The following is a 13524-nucleotide window of genomic DNA, read 5'->3' as shown; positions in this document are numbered from 1 at the left end:
GCGCGTCACGCTATAGTCCGTGGATCATGCCGGCGTTGATCAGCAGGCGATTGAGCCGTCGCGCTTCCTGGCCGTCCTTGCAGCCATAGAAGATGCCCTTGCAGCGTAGCATGACGTCCTTCTGCGCGGCGAAGGACGGATCGAGCGGGATACCGGCGGCTTCCTGGATCACCAGCGGCAAATAGGCTCCGTCAATCGTGTCCATCACGGCGTCGCTTCTCACCGGCTCGAAATTGATGGCGTCGATCGCATAGTAGGTGGCGTAGAGACGCGGATCATAGTCGTCGAGCTTCTTGCCGAGACTGCCTTCGTCGAGCCCGGGCTCGAGGATCTGCGGCGCGAATTCCGGCTGATGATCGCCATAGCGCACGATCAGGAACGGCTCGTTCGGAAATCTCTTCTTCAGGCCGGCCAGAAAGGCCTGGTACTGCTCGGCGCTCATCGCCTGCCGGCGCAGATATTCGTCGATCGACGATGTGTTGCCCGGCGCGCGCCAGCCCGGCATCAGGTCGGGACGGAAGCGTGTCTCCCAGGGAAAATGATTGGCGCCGAGATAGATGAAGCTGAACAGCGGCTTGTTCGGCGGCCGCTCGCCCATCAGCTCGAGCGCCTTGTCGTAGAAGAAAGAGTCCGGCTCGACGTCCTTCGCGCCGAGGTCCTTCGCATCATAGAAGCGCTCGATGCCGGTCGTGATCTGGAAGCTGCGCGCGCTCATGAAGGCGCCGTAGGCCGGATAGAGCGACATCGTGTCATAGCCGCAGCGGCGCAAGCTGAGCGGCAGCCCGCGCTCGACGCGCCCCGAGGCGATGCGCGTCACGAAATAGGCGAAACGGCCGAAGGAGCGCGACGACAGGCCGGCGAGCACGTTGTATTCGGTGAACCAGCTCGGTCCGCCATTGCTCTCGGCGAGGAAGGTGCGCTGCTTGCCGTCCCAGGATTTGAAGTGACTGCCATAGCCGGGCGGCACCTTGATGCCTTGCGCGGCGCGGATGTCGAAACTGGATTCATCATGGATCATGATGATGTTCGGCCGCCGCCCCGCGGGGTGGCAGGCATCGACCAGCGGCATGTTGAGATGCTCGCCGGTGGACGCGGCCGACTCCATGAAGCCGTATTGCACGAAGTCTGAGACCGCGGTGACGCCGGAGCGAAAGAATTTTGAGAGATAGCCGTCGTCGTAATAGCCGCGCCAGGCTTCGTCCGGATGATAAAGGGAATAGCCGACCAGCGCGGCGAGGCAGGCGAGCTTGCAGGCGAACGCCGGCAGGCGGCGGATGCGGAACGGATCGAGCCACCACAGCGCGTACATCAGCGGCAGGATGATGAGGCAGACCCCGATCACCGACCAGCGCAGGTTCGGGAAGATCGTGAACAGGAAGGCGACGGTGTCGCGGTCGATCATCATCAGGTCGATGAAGTTGACCGTCATCTGCACCACGTGGTGCTTGAGCTGCGACAACAGCACGAGCACCACGACCATGGTCAGCGACAGCGCGCCCGACAGCGCGGGGCGCCGGAGCAGCGTGATCCAGAAGAAATTGAGGATGCCCCAGGCAAGCGCGAAGCCGAGGCGCGAGCCGAAATCGGTCTCGGTCTCGTACATCAGCGCGAGCGCGGCCAGATGCGGCGCGGCGACGGCGAGCAGACGCCAGATGCCGATCGCGGCAACGCTCGCCAGCACGGCGGTGGCGGTGGAAGGACCTGGGTTGGGCGCGGACGCCATCGACGACACGCTGAACACGATCCGGCGCGGTGATGCCAAGCCGTCTGGCCAGCCTGCTGGCGGCCAGGGCGTCCGGCGCCGCCGGAGAGCGCCGTGTCACAAAACTGTAACGGAACAGACATGGGCAGGCAACGCGCCGCGCCGTCCGACCTTCGCTTAATGTTAGCGGGCGGCGAACGGGGCCCACGCCGCGTCCCGATCCAAACTCCAAGTCCCTCGCCCTGAGGAGCCCGCGAAGCGGGCGTTTCGAAGGGCGAGGCCCGGACTGGCAGCAGCCGGACCTCTATGGTTCGAGACGGCGCTATGCGCCTCCTCACCATGAGGATTGGGGAGCGTCATCCGCTGCGCGTGGCCCTCGCGATGCCGGCGACGCCCTCGGCCGCCAGTTGCAGCGCAGCGTCGATCAGCACCAGGCGGAGGTCGCCGTGGTGGTAGGGCCGGGCTTCAGCGGCGCGGCGGCTAACGTGGGGCTTGGGTTTTGGGATGTAGGCATTCAGCTAGCCACGGCGGAGGTGCGCTCCCTCTCCCGCCTACGGGGAGGTGGCAGCGTGCCTCTGGCCGAGCTCGCACCCAAAGTCGATCGCCGCAGGCTAGGAGCCCGTTGCTCGCATCTGCGATGGCCGGCAAGAATATCGATCTGACGTCAACTCTTAAGACGATGTGCCACGCGAAGCGGTCTTCGTGCATGCGCGCGAATGATCACAGTGCGGATGAAGAGCCGAATCTTAGACTCTGAAGTCGCTGGATTTTTGAGGATTCGGGGGGTGAGGCGAAGGCCTCAGAAATCGCGCGAGATCAAGAATGTGCTTTAAGCGTCAGTTCTTGGTCTTCAGGCGGCGCATCAACGTCGAAGAATTTGCATGAAGCACCAGCGCTTGGCGCTGGAGGAAAGAGCGAGACCGCGTGCTGCGATCTCGCTGCGGTTGTAGTCGCGAAGGTTTAAGATTTGGTTTGGCGCGGGAGCGCGTCGGTTATCCAGCTCTCGTGTCCCGGACGCGACGCAGCGCGTCAGCGATGCGCCGCAGAGCCGGGACCCATGGACCCCGGATCAGCAGCGCATCACTTCGTGCTGCGCTGCATCCGGGGAACGCAAACCTCAGTTCTTGCTCTTGTCGACCAGCGCGCCCTTCTTGATCCAGGGCATCATGTCGCGGAGCTTCGCGCCGACTTCCTCGATCGGGTGCTGGGCAAGCTTGGCGCGGGTCGCCTTGAACGAGGTCTGGTTGACCTTGTTCTCGAGCATCCAGTCGCGCGAGAACTTGCCGGACTGGATGTCGTTGAGAACCCGCTTCATCTCCTTCTTGGTCTCATCAGTGATGATGCGCGGACCGGTGACATATTCGCCGTACTCGGCGGTGTTGGAGATCGAGTAGTTCATGTTGGCGATGCCGCCTTCATAGATCAGGTCGACGATCAGCTTCACCTCGTGCAGGCACTCGAAATAGGCCATCTCCGGCGCGTAGCCGGCCTCGACCAGGGTCTCGTAGCCGCCCTTGATCAGCTCGACCAGGCCGCCGCAGAGCACCACCTGCTCGCCAAACAGGTCGGTCTCGCACTCTTCCTTGAAGGTGGTTTCGATGATGCCGGCGCGGCCGCCGCCGACCGCCGAAGCGTAGGACAGGCCGAGGTCATGGGCGTTGCCCGAGACGTCCTTGGCGATCGCGATCAGGCAGGGCACGCCGCCACCGCGCTGATACTCCGAACGCACGGTGTGGCCGGGGCCCTTCGGGGCGATCATCAGCACGTCGAGGTCGGCGCGCGGGTCGAGCAGGTTGAAGTGGACGTTGAGGCCGTGCGCGAAGACCAGCGCCGCGCCCTTCTTCATGTTGTCGTGCAGGTGCTCGCGGTAGATATCGCCCTGGAGCTCGTCCGGGGTCAGCATCATGACGAGGTCGGCCCATTTGGCGGCTTCGGCGACTTCCATCACCTTGAAGCCGGCGTTCTCCGCCTTCTTGGCCGAGGCCGAGCCCTTGCGCAGCGCAATCGCCACCTCCTTGACGCCGGAGTCCTTCAGGTTGAGCGCATGGGCGTGGCCCTGGCTGCCATAGCCGACGATGGCGACCTTCTTGCCCTTGATCAGGTTCAGGTCGGCGTCGCGATCGTAATAAACACGCATAGTCGTTTCCTCATTCAGGGCCGAAAATCGGCCAATGGTCAGGTGTCCGAAGGTGAGATTTGCGGATTTCGGAGGCTGTCTAGAGCATTTTCCTCCCCGAAGGAAACCCGTTTCTGCATGGAAATCCGCGACATCATGCATCCATGAAAACGGGGTAGAGGGAGGCAAGCAGCAGGACCGCCATCAGGATATTGAAGGCGCGGACCAGCCGCTCGGAGGTCAGGACCGGCCGGAGCGCGCTCCCGAACAATGCCCAGACCACGGTCGAGACCGTGCCGACGATCAGGCTGATCACGGTCTGGATGGCGATATTGATGGGAAATTGGGCAATCGCCGCGTAGGCGGTTATGGTGCCAATCACGATCACCCAGCCCTTGGCGTTGATCCACTGGAACATGGCCGCGCCCCAGAAGGTCATCGGGCCCCTGCCCGTCTCCTCGCCCGGCTTGGCCGGGCCGGAAAGGGCGATCGCGGCGGCCAGATAGACCAAATAGGCGGCGCCCGCATATTTCAGGATGGTCTGGAGGATCGGATAGGCCAGGAAGACCGTCCCCAGCCCCAGGCCGACGGTTGCGACCATGAACGCAAAGCCGATGGTGATTCCGGCGATGTGCGGAATGGTGCGGCGGAAGCCGTAGGTCAGGCCCGACGACAGCAGCATGATGTTGTTCGGTCCGGGGGTGAAGTACATCACGACCGCAAAGACAATAAAGGCATAGAGGAGCGACATCTTCACCTCACGCTGTCTTAGGCAGGACTTGCGGGCGCTTGGCCAGCAGCATCACCGCGATACCACCGATCACGGTCAGCATGCCAGCGAACCGCAAGGGTCCGAACCGCTCGCCGAACACGATGCTGGAGGCGGCCGAGCCGACGAAGGGCACCAGCAACGCGAACGGCACGATCTGCGCAGCCGGATAGTCACGCAGCAGCCGGCCCCACAGCCAATAGGCGATGCTGGTCGAGACGCCGCCGAGCGCCAGCATGCAGAGGGCTGACGTCAGCGACATCTGCGTCAGCGCTTGCCAGGTCGGCGCGGGACCATTGGCGATCAGCGCCAGCGCGAACAGCGGCACCGCCGACGTCAGGCACAGCCAGGCGAACAGGTCGAACATCGGCACGCCGCGGGCGCCACGCAGCAGGAGATTGCCGATCGCGAAAGAGATCGGCGAGATCATCAGCACCGCAAAGGCGCCGACGCTGAAATCATAGCCGACGGTGCCGCAGATCAAGAGAAGGCCGACCGCGGCAACGGCAATGCCGAGCGTCTGCACCGGAGCAGGCCGCTCGCCGAAGGCAAGCACGGCGAAGCCGATGGTGAACAGCGCCTGGCTCTGCACGACGACGCTCGTGAGTCCCACCGGCACGCCATGGGCGATGCCATAGGCCTGCGACAGGAACTGGCCGAGGAACAGCGTGAAGCTGATCGCGATCAGGAGCGGCCAGGCGATCTTTGGCTTGCGGATGAACAGACAGGGCACCGCGGCAATCGAAAAGCGCAGCGCCGTCATCAGCTCCGGTGACAATTCGTCGAGCGCCAGCCGGCTCGCCACGAAGGCAAGTCCCCAGACGATCGCCACCATGACGGCGATGAGGATGTCGGCCGGCTTCATTGTGTTCTTCTTCGGGCTCTGCTCTGCTTGCGTGTTCTTGTCGTTCAGCCTTGCTCGCCGGCGCTTACGTGGAGGGGTTGGGTTTGCGCAGCAGATAGGTGCCGTGCATGGGGGCGTGGTAGTCGGCCGAGACCAGCGTGAAGCCGACGTCGGTCAGCATCCGCTCCATGACCCAGCCGAAGGTGGAGTATTCGTCGCGCATATGCGTGACGACACTCTCGCGCGTAAAATCGTGGTTCTTGATCTGAAAGTCGGCCCATTGCTCGACGTCGCGCTCGGCCGCATCCGGCATCGAGACGAAGACGATGTCGCGCAAATAGAAGCTCGCGCCCGGCTTCAGCGCGCGATAGATGCGCGACAGCGCCACCGCCTTCCAGAAATCCGGCAGGTGATGCAGCGTGAATTCGCTGACGATCAGGTCATAGGAGTCCGGCTGATAGGAGAAGCTGAGCAGGCCCGCCGACTGCGTGCGCACAGGCGCCTTGCGGTCGCGGGCATAGATCTCGGCGAGCGCCAGCATCGCCGGCGAGATGTCGATGGCATCGACCTCGGCACCCATCAACGCGGCCTCGGTCGCGAGCACGCCGTTGCCGCAGCCGATGTCGGCGATGCGCCAGCCGCGCTGTACGCCGAGCATCTTCAGCGCGGCGCGCGCGCGCAGATCGGCGTCATCGTGGTTGTCGTAGATCGAAGCGACCGCGGGCGCGATGCCCATCCGGTTGCGTTCGTTGTAGTACCAGTCGCGCGCCAGCATGGTTCACATCCCTTCAGGCCCGCGACCGATCGCGGCAACGCCGGTACGCGACACCTCGACAAGGCCGATGGGACGCATCAGGTCGATAAACTGGTTGATCTTGTCCGTATTGCCGGTGATCTCGAACACAAAGCTCTCGGTGGTGGCGTCGATCACGCGAGCACGAAAGGCGTCCGCCAGCCGCAGCGCCTCGACGCGATGCTCGCCCTCCCCGCGCACCTTCACCATCGCGAGCTCGCGCTCGATCGAGCGCCGGGTCTGCGTCATGTCGACCACGCGATAGACCGGGATCATGCGATCGAGCTGGTGCTTGATCTGCTGGATCACCATCGGCGTGCCTGTCGTGACGATGGTGATGCGCGAGAGATGCTTCTGGCTCTCCGTCTCCGAGACCGTGAGGCTCTCGATGTTGTAGCCGCGTCCCGAGAACAGGCCGATGACGCGCGCGAGCACACCCGGCTCGTTCTGCACGAGCACGGACAGCGTGTGCGTCTCGTTGGGATCGTGGCGGTCCTCGAGGAAATAAGCGGATGCAGGCTGGTTCATTGTCGTCCCCTCAAATCCTGGTCAAGCCACCGCCGGTTGGGCGATCGGCGCATCCGTCCCGACCCAATGGCGGAACCGGTCGAAATCGATATTGCCGCCGGAAAGCACGAGACCGACGCGCCGGCCCTGCAACTTGCTCTTTTCTTGCAGTGCCGCGGCAAGCGCGGCGGCGCCGGCACCTTCCGCGAGATTGTGCGTATCGGTCCAGTAGGCCCGCATCGCCGAGGCGATTTCGTTGTCCGTGACCTGCACGACACGGGAGGCGCCCTTGCAGATGATGGCGACGGCGTCGGCATCGGGAATCCGCGTCGCCACGCCGTCGGCGCGCGTATTGCTGGTTTTGGTCGTCACGACCGCCCCGGCCGCAAACGACAGTGCGTAAGAGGGCGCTTCGGTGGACTGCACACCAACGATTTCGGTCTTCAGCCCAAGCAGATCACGCGCGAGGATGCAGCCGCAAATGCCCGAGCCCTGCCCGATCGGAACGTAGAGCACGTCGATATCCGGCGCCTTTCGCAACAATTCGAGGGCGTAGGTCGCGACGCCCAGAACGAGATCGGGATGGAACGCCGGCACGATTTCGAGTCCATTGGTCGCCGCGCAACGATAGGCCTCCTCGCGCGCCGCCTGGAAATCTTCGCCGTGCTCGACGAGCTCGGCGCCAAATCCGCGGATCGCGCGATTCTGCTCGACCGAATTGCCGTGCGGGACATAGATCGTCACGGGCAGTCGATAGCGGCGTCCGGCAAATGCCAGGCTCTGACCGTGATTGCCGCGCGTGGCCGAGATCAGTCCGACGGTGCCCGGCCTCTCGCGCTTCAGACGGTCGAAATAGACGAGCCCCCCGCGCACCTTGAACGCGGCGGTCGGCGTGTGGTTCTCATGCTTGACGATCACCGCCGTCCCGAGCCGCTCCGCCAGCAGCGGCCAGGCGTGTGCCGGCGTCGCCGGCACCGCCTGCCCCACGATCTCATGTGCGCGCTCGAGCTCCTTCAGGTCGAACATCGCATCACACCAGCGCCTTGCCGCCGGCGAACGCGGTCGCGGTGGCCTCGTCATTGGCCTGCTCCGGCAACAGCATCTCGTTGTGCGCCTTGCCGGAGGGGATCATTGGGAAGCAGTTCTCGAGCGCCGCGACGCGGCAGTCGAACAGCACCGGGCGCTTGACGGAGATCATCTCCTTGATCGCGCCGTCGAGATCGGCGGGCTTGTGCGCCTGGATGCCGACGCCGCCATAGGCTTCCGCGAGCTTGACGAAGTCCGGCAGCGCTTCCGAGTAGGAATGCGACAGCCGGTTGCCGTGCAGCAGCTGCTGCCACTGCCGCACCATGCCCATGTACTGGTTGTTCAGGATGAAGATCTTGATCGGCAGCTCGTACTGCACGGCCGTCGACATCTCCTGGATCGTCATCTGCACCGAGGCATCACCCGCGATGTCGATGACGAGGCTGTCCGGGTGGGCCACCTGCACGCCAACCGCGGCCGGCAGGCCATAACCCATGGTGCCGAGACCGCCCGACGTCATCCAGCGATGCGGCTCCTCGAAGCCGAAGAACTGCGCCGCCCACATCTGGTGCTGGCCGACCTCGGTGGTGATGTAGACGTCCTTGCCGCGCGTCAGCTCGAACAGGCGCTGGATCGCGTGCTGCGGCAGGATGACGTCGTTGTTCTTCTTGAAGTACAGCGAATTGCGCGCACGCCATTGCGCGATCTGTTGCCACCACGGCTTGATGTCGGGCTTCTTCGCCTCCGCCTTGAACACCTGGAGGATGTCGCCGAGGATGTTGCCGCAGTCTCCGATGATCGGAATATCGACGCGGATGTTCTTATTGATCGAGGACGGATCGATGTCGATGTGGATCTTCTTCGAGTTGGGGGAGAACGCATCGACCCGACCGGTGATGCGGTCGTCGAAGCGCGCGCCGACGCACAGCATGACGTCGCAGTCATGCATGGTCATGTTGGCTTCGTAAGTGCCGTGCATGCCGAGCATGCCGAGCCAGTTCTTGCCCGACGCCGGATAGGCGCCCAGGCCCATCAGCGTCGAGGTGATCGGGAAGCCGGTGACCTCGACCAGCTCGCGCAACAGTTTTGAGGCCTCGAGCCCGGAATTGATCACGCCACCGCCGGAATAGATCACCGGGCGCTTGGCATTGGCGAGCAGCGAAACGGCTTTGCGGATCTGCATCGCGTCGCCCTTGACGCGCGGCGCGTAGGAGACGTGCACGTCGGACTTGCGCGGCGGATGGTAGGTGCCGGTCGCGAACTGCACATCCTTCGGCACGTCGACCAGCACCGGGCCAGGCCGGCCCGAGGTGGCGACATAGAACGCCTCGTGCAACACCTTGGCGAGATCGTTGACGTCGCGCACCAGCCAGTTGTGCTTGGTGCAGGGCCGCGTGATGCCGACGGTGTCGCATTCCTGGAACGCGTCGTTGCCGATCAGATGGGTGGGCACCTGGCCGGTGATGCAGACCAGCGGGATCGAGTCCATCAGCGCATCCGTCAGCGGCGTCACCATGTTGGTTGCGCCCGGCCCGGAGGTCACCAGCACGACGCCCGGCTTGCCGGTCGAGCGCGCGTAGCCTTCGGCGGCGTGGCCCGCGCCCTGCTCATGCCGGACCAGGATGTGCTGGATCTCGCTCTGCTGGAAAATCTCGTCATAGATCGGAAGCACCGCGCCGCCGGGATAGCCGAAAAGATCCGTCACGCCGTGATCGATGAGCGCGCGCACGATCATCGCGGCGCCGGTCATCTGGTTCGGATCGTGGCTGTTCTCGGTCATTGTCTTGCTCCGGATGCGCTGTTGTCAGCGGCTTCTTTGAGGTCTGGTTCGGGAAATAAAAAAGGGCCCCAAGAGGCCCCATGCGCACCGCTCGGTTTTGGATGGCCGCTAGCCATCCCCGGCGATGCGCCTGGGTACGACGACGATAAGGAGTTTGGTAATAATGTTACGCATGAGGTCGGCCCGACTTCCCAAAGGTTGCGCGAACCATAGCGGCCAAAGCCCGGATGTCAAGGCAATGCGGCCGTTTTCGCGCGATTTCAGGAAGTGTAGCGGCGTTCCCGCGGTTCGGCGAGAGGGAACTTGCGGCTGACGCGCAAAAGGTCGTCATTCGCCCCACTCTGACGTCATTCCGGGGCTCGCGAAGCGAGAACCCGGAATCTCGAGATTCCGGGTTCGCCCTTCGGGCGCCCCGGAATGACGGCGAGAGGCTCAATCGTGCTCCCGCGCAGCCCTCACGGCAGCGGCAAGCCACCCCCTTGCCTGCTCCGGCTTCACCCATTCGAACTCGGGCAATTGGTGCCGGAACCAGGTGAACTGGCGCTTGGCGTAGTGGCGGGTGTCCGCCCGGCCGATCTCCGCCGCCTCGTCGAGGCTGATCTCGCCGCGGAGGTGCCGGATCAGCACGGGCACGCCATGGGCCTTCATCGCCGGCACCAGCGGATCGAGATCGCGCGCGGCGAGCTGCTCGACCTCTTGGAGCGCGCCGGCGCCGAGCATGGCGTCGAACCGGGCATCGATCCGGGCGTAGAGTTCATCGCGATCGGGAGCGAGAAACAGCGCGCTGAAACTGTCTTTCGGCAACAGCGGCGGCTGGCCTTCGCGATGCCAGTCGAGCAGCGAGCGGCCGGTCGCCTCGACGACTTCCAGAGCGCGTGCGATGCGGGTGCGGTCGCGCACATTCAGCCGTCCGGCAGCGGCCGGATCGCGCCGTACGAGTTCCGCATGCAGCGCCTCGACGCCGCCCTGCTCGAGCCGCGCGCGCACGCCCTCGCGCACCTCCGGCGGGACCGGCGGCACCGTCGAGAGACCACTCGTCAGCGCCTTGAAATAGAGCCCGGTGCCGCCGATGAAGATCGGCAGGCGGCCTTGCGCCCTCGCCTCGGTCAGCTCTACCGCCGCATCCGCGAGCCAGGCGCCGGCCGAAAAATTCACGGCCGCGTCGACATGGCCATAGAGACGGTGCGGGACCTGCGCCTCGTCGTCCCGCGTGGGGCGCGCCGTGATGACACGCAAATCGCGATAGACCTGCATGGAATCGGCGTTGATCACGACACCGCCAGCGCTCAGCGCAAGCTCAAGCGCCAGCGCCGACTTGCCGCTGGCGGTCGGGCCTGCGATAAGCACGGCCTTGCTCACTTGCCCCTCGCCCACGAAAACCTCAAATGTCCCTCGTCGCCACGCTGATCTGCAACCCCGATAGTCCCGCGCTCGACTCTACCATCGTCGACGGCGCGCGCGCCGTGCTTCCCTCGGCCGCGCCCGCGCATTGGCTGTTCGACGGCGTCGCGGTCGATATCCCCTTCGGCGCGCAGGATAACCTCGAAGGCGATCGTCACGCCATTGAACAACGGTTGCGCGAGCTCCGCGGCGACCTGCCGATCGACATCGTCGTGCAGCCTGTCGGCTTCCGGCGCAAGAGACTTTTTCTCGCCGACATGGATTCCACCATGATCGGCCAGGAATGCATCGACGAGCTCGCCGATGTCGTCGGACTCAAGGCGCATGTCGCAGGCATCACCGAGCGCGCGATGCGCGGCGAGATCGAGTTCGAACCCGCCCTGCGCGAGCGTGTCGCGCTGCTGAAGGACCTGCCCGTCGGCGTCGTCGACGATGTCCTCGCCAAGCACATCACGCTGACGCCGGGCGGCCGCGAACTGATCGCGACCATGCGCGCGCACGGCGCCTATACCTGTCTCGTCTCCGGCGGCTTCACGCTGTTCACGAGTGCGGTCGCCGCCAAGATCGGCTTCCAGGAGAACCGCGCCAACGAGCTGATCGTGCGCGACGGCAAGTTCACCGGCGAAGTGAAGGAACCGATCTTGGGTCGCGCGGCGAAACTCGCGACGCTGGTCGACCTGATGGAGTCGTTCGATCTCGACGAGATCGATACGCTGGCCGTCGGCGATGGCGCCAATGATCTCGCGATGATCCAGGCTGCAGGGCTGGGTGTCGCCTACCACGCCAAGCCTGCCGTGGCAGCTGCGGCGGCCGCGCGGATCGACCACGGCGATCTCACCGCGCTGCTCTATGCGCAAGGGTACCGGCGCGAGGAGTTTGTGGAGACCTGAAGCGCGCGTCGTTCCGGGGCGGTCCGCAGGACCGAACCCGGAACCTCGAGATTCCGGGCTCGATGCTTCGCATCGCCCCGGAATGACAGCAATATTACTGCACGCTCAGCGCCACGAAGCGCAACTCGCCATCACCGTTGGAGACGAGCAGCAGCACCGACTTCTTGCCGTCCTTCTTGAGCTGGTCGATGCGCTTCTGGACGTCGGCGCCACTGCTGACGGCCTCCTGCGCCACCTCGACGATGACGTCGCCGGCGGAGAGCCGCTTCTCGGCAGCGTCGGAATTGGCGTCGACATTGGTGACGACCGCGCCCTTGACGGTGTCCTTGATCTTGTAGCGGGCGCGCAGGTCCTTGTTCAGCGTCGCCAGATCAAGGCCAAGCGCCTTCTGCGTCACCGGCTTCTCCGGCACCGGCTCGTCGGTCTTCACTGCGGCCTGGACCTTGTCGGGATCCTGCAAGCGGCCGAGCTTGACGCGCTTGGTCTCCTCCTGGCCCTTGCGGATGACGACGACGTCGACCTCCTTGTCGACTGCCGTATCGGCGACGACACGGGAGAGATCCTTCGGGTCCTTGATGTCCTTGCCGTCGAACTTGACGACGACGTCGCCGGGCTCGATGCCGGCGGGCTTGGCCGGGCCCTTCTCGTCGACGCCTGCGACCAGCGCGCCGCGCGCCGGCTTGATGTTGAGGCTCTCCGCGATCTCGTCCGTCACGCTCTGGATGCGCACACCGAGCCAGCCGCGGCGCAGTTCACCGAACTGGCGAAGCTGGTCGACGACACCAGCCACCGTCTTCGACGGTACGGCGAAGCCGATGCCGATCGAGCCGCCAGAGGGCGAGATGATCAGCGTGTTGACGCCGATGACCTCGCCTTCGAGGTTGAACAGCGGGCCACCGGAATTGCCGCGGTTAATGGCGGCGTCGGTCTGGATATAGCTGTCATAGGGGCCCGACGAGATGTCGCGGTTCTTGGCCGAGACGATGCCGGCCGTCACCGTGCCGCCGAGGCTGAAGGGGTTGCCAATCGCGACCACCCAGTCGCCGAGACGCAGCTTGTCGGAGTCGCCGAACTTCACCGAGACCAGCGTCTTCGGCGGCTTGAACTTCAACACCGCAAGATCGGTCTTCTTGTCGACGCCGACGAGCTCCGCCTTGATCTTCGTGCCATCGTTGAGAATGACGTTGATCTCATCGGCATCCGCGATGACGTGATTGTTGGTCACGACGATGCCGGAGGTGTCGATGATGAAGCCGGAGCCCAGAGAGTTGGTCTTGCGCGGCGGACCGTTGTCGCCTCTGTCGCCGCCCTTGCTGCCGCCGCCGGGACCGCGGCGGTTCTTGAAGAAGTCGTCGAAGAATTCCTCGAAGGGCGAGCCGGGCGGCAGTTGCGGCATGGTGTTGGTGCCGCCGCCCTTGGCTTCGACGGTCTGCGAGGTCGAGATGTTGACGACCGCGTCGATCACCTTCTCGGCGACGTCAGCGATGCCCTCCGGTCCGCGCGCGTAAGCCGGCGAGCCGAACGCGCTGAACGCGCCGATTGCGATCGCAGCCAGCCCAAGTCGCACGCAATGGCGCAAACGGGTCGTGGCAATGGTGGCAGCGGTCATTGTGATCTCCGAAAGAGAATTAAGGATTCGATCTCCAGACTGCGCTCGAACAGGGTGGCGGCGCAAGCACGGAGGTTAACGGGCCTC

Annotated in this window: 11 protein-coding genes; 1 reads left to right on the top strand and 10 read right to left on the bottom strand. The window is 64.5% G+C overall.

Features of this window, described 5'->3' with window-relative positions; all coding sequences use genetic code 11:
* Positions 1–10: 10 nt before the first annotated feature.
* From NLM33_RS39575 to miaA, 9 genes are all read right to left on the bottom strand, one after another.
* Positions 11–1723, bottom strand: a complete 1713-nt coding sequence (locus NLM33_RS39575; protein ID WP_254106110.1) for a sulfatase-like hydrolase/transferase — start codon at positions 1721–1723, stop codon at positions 11–13.
* A gap of 1096 nt (positions 1724–2819) precedes the next feature.
* Entirely contained in the window at positions 2820–3839 is a 1020-nt protein-coding gene (gene ilvC, locus NLM33_RS39570) for a ketol-acid reductoisomerase (protein ID WP_254103800.1), read from the bottom strand.
* Between the two features lie 133 nt (positions 3840–3972).
* The gene (locus tag NLM33_RS39565) at positions 3973–4569 is read right to left on the bottom strand and encodes a LysE family translocator (protein ID WP_371930045.1); all 597 of its coding nucleotides are present in this window, start codon (positions 4567–4569) and stop codon (positions 3973–3975) included.
* A 7-nt stretch (positions 4570–4576) separates the two neighbouring features.
* Positions 4577–5452 (bottom strand): EamA family transporter, encoded by an 876-nt coding sequence (locus NLM33_RS39560; protein ID WP_254103798.1) that lies wholly within the window; start codon positions 5450–5452, stop codon positions 4577–4579.
* 64 nt (positions 5453–5516) lie between these two features.
* A complete protein-coding gene (locus NLM33_RS39555) occupies positions 5517–6206 on the bottom strand; it encodes a class I SAM-dependent methyltransferase (protein WP_254103797.1) in 690 nt (229 codons plus the stop codon).
* Between the two features lie 3 nt (positions 6207–6209).
* A complete protein-coding gene (gene ilvN, locus NLM33_RS39550; RefSeq protein WP_254103796.1) occupies positions 6210–6752 on the bottom strand; it encodes an acetolactate synthase small subunit in 543 nt (180 codons plus the stop codon).
* 21 nt (positions 6753–6773) lie between these two features.
* Positions 6774–7757 (bottom strand): threonine dehydratase, encoded by a 984-nt coding sequence (locus NLM33_RS39545; protein WP_254103795.1) that lies wholly within the window; start codon positions 7755–7757, stop codon positions 6774–6776.
* A 4-nt stretch (positions 7758–7761) separates the two neighbouring features.
* Entirely contained in the window at positions 7762–9537 is a 1776-nt protein-coding gene (locus NLM33_RS39540; RefSeq protein ID WP_254103794.1) for an acetolactate synthase 3 large subunit, read from the bottom strand.
* Between the two features lie 432 nt (positions 9538–9969).
* The gene (gene miaA, locus NLM33_RS39535; RefSeq protein WP_254103793.1) at positions 9970–10911 is read right to left on the bottom strand and encodes a tRNA (adenosine(37)-N6)-dimethylallyltransferase MiaA; all 942 of its coding nucleotides are present in this window, start codon (positions 10909–10911) and stop codon (positions 9970–9972) included.
* 11 nt (positions 10912–10922) lie between these two features.
* On the opposite strand from miaA, the gene serB reads away from it, so the two are divergent.
* The gene (gene serB, locus NLM33_RS39530) at positions 10923–11828 is read left to right on the top strand and encodes a phosphoserine phosphatase SerB (protein WP_254103792.1); all 906 of its coding nucleotides are present in this window, start codon (positions 10923–10925) and stop codon (positions 11826–11828) included.
* A 94-nt stretch (positions 11829–11922) separates the two neighbouring features.
* Here serB and NLM33_RS39525 read toward each other — a convergent pair whose 3' ends face one another.
* A complete protein-coding gene (locus tag NLM33_RS39525; protein WP_254103791.1) occupies positions 11923–13437 on the bottom strand; it encodes a Do family serine endopeptidase in 1515 nt (504 codons plus the stop codon).
* Between the last annotated feature and the right edge of the window lie 87 nt (positions 13438–13524).

This window comes from Bradyrhizobium sp. CCGUVB1N3 (assembly GCF_024199925.1).
GTDB lineage: Bacteria > Pseudomonadota > Alphaproteobacteria > Rhizobiales > Xanthobacteraceae > Bradyrhizobium.
Note: the sequence above shows the minus strand (reverse complement) of the source record. Positions and strands in the feature narration are given on the sequence as shown.

Coding starts and splice junctions, on each gene's coding strand:
- NLM33_RS39575 (WP_254106110.1), bottom strand. CDS start 1,723: ATGGCGTCCGCGCCCAACCCAGGTCCTTCCACCGCCACCGCCGTGCTG.
- ilvC (WP_254103800.1), bottom strand. CDS start 3,839: ATGCGTGTTTATTACGATCGCGACGCCGACCTGAACCTGATCAAGGGC.
- NLM33_RS39565 (WP_371930045.1), bottom strand. CDS start 4,569: ATGTCGCTCCTCTATGCCTTTATTGTCTTTGCGGTCGTGATGTACTTC.
- NLM33_RS39560 (WP_254103798.1), bottom strand. CDS start 5,452: ATGAAGCCGGCCGACATCCTCATCGCCGTCATGGTGGCGATCGTCTGG.
- NLM33_RS39555 (WP_254103797.1), bottom strand. CDS start 6,206: ATGCTGGCGCGCGACTGGTACTACAACGAACGCAACCGGATGGGCATC.
- ilvN (WP_254103796.1), bottom strand. CDS start 6,752: ATGAACCAGCCTGCATCCGCTTATTTCCTCGAGGACCGCCACGATCCC.
- NLM33_RS39545 (WP_254103795.1), bottom strand. CDS start 7,757: ATGTTCGACCTGAAGGAGCTCGAGCGCGCACATGAGATCGTGGGGCAG.
- NLM33_RS39540 (WP_254103794.1), bottom strand. CDS start 9,537: ATGACCGAGAACAGCCACGATCCGAACCAGATGACCGGCGCCGCGATG.
- serB (WP_254103792.1), top strand. CDS start 10,923: ATGTCCCTCGTCGCCACGCTGATCTGCAACCCCGATAGTCCCGCGCTC.
- NLM33_RS39525 (WP_254103791.1), bottom strand. CDS start 13,437: ATGACCGCTGCCACCATTGCCACGACCCGTTTGCGCCATTGCGTGCGA.